A 1,004-nucleotide genomic window follows, 5' to 3' on the forward strand; every position below is an offset into this window, starting at 1 on the left:
GCGCGATCATGCGCTCGCGCGCCTTGATGTTGCCGTGCACGAAATCCTGCTGCGCGGGAGTGTCGAATGCGTGGCCGGACGCGACCAGCGAACGGAGCATCGCATCGGCGGCCGGCTTCACGTCGACCGTCAATACCTCGTCCGCGCGCACGAACGCGAGCGCGCGCTGTGCATCCTCTTCGTCGTTCTGCACGCCGTTCGGCAAGCGCATCGCGATGAAACGTGCGTCGTAGCCACCGGCGCGCAGCTGTTCGACCGCGAGCTGTGCCAGCCGGCCGGCCGTCGACGAATCGACGCCGCCGCTGATGCCGAGCACGTAGGTCCGCAGGCCAGTCGAACGAAGGTATTGCGCGAGGAAATCGACGCGGCGGTCGATTTCGGCCTCGACGTCGAAGTGCGGGGCGACGTTCAGTTCGGCAATGATCGCGCGTTGGCGGCTGGCGTAATCGGCGGATGTCATGACGGGAAGTTCCGGGACGAAATGCAAGGCGCTCATCATAAGCGCAATCGCGGCGCGCCGCCGCGCCGGGCCGGCGATCCGGCGGTTTCGCGTTGCATCGGCGAGACGCGGCGCATCGCCGTGGTGCGCGGTGCGCCGGACGGGTGCGGGAGTGCCGCGCGAAGGGCAGCCGTGCGCGCGGCTTCGACGAGTCGGGATGGAGGCCCCATGACGGGCGTGGCCGCTCGATCCCGCATGGGTCTTCGCCCCCGTCAGCGCCGCGCGAGCACGACGCCCACCAGCGCGAGCGCGAAGCCGGCGAGCTGGATCGTCGCGAGCGTTTCGCCGAACAGCGCGTAACCCTGCAGCGCGGCCAGCGGCGGCGCGAGAAACAGCAGCGACGTCGCGCGCGCCGCATTGCCGCGCCGCAGCATCCACATCAGCATCGTGACCGCGCCGCCGGACAGGAACACGACGCCCCACACGAGCGACACCCACAGCGCCGGCGCGTCGATCCAGCGGGTCTCATGGAGCAGCACGACGAAGACGGCCGCGACGATCGCCG

The 1,004-nt window shown here is 70.0% G+C and carries 2 protein-coding genes; both read right to left on the reverse strand.

The features are described 5' to 3' along the window. Window positions 1–460 (reverse strand): NAD(+) synthase (gene nadE / locus A9Z05_RS38265; protein WP_371090935.1); only part of this gene is annotated, 460 nt, incomplete at its 3' end. A 251-nt stretch (window positions 461–711) separates the two neighbouring features. Next, window positions 712–1,004 (reverse strand): DMT family transporter (locus A9Z05_RS33665; protein WP_141723540.1); only part of this gene is annotated, 293 nt, incomplete at its 5' end.

Source organism: Burkholderia sp. A2, assembly GCF_001729305.1.
Lineage (GTDB): Bacteria > Pseudomonadota > Gammaproteobacteria > Burkholderiales > Burkholderiaceae > Burkholderia > Burkholderia sola.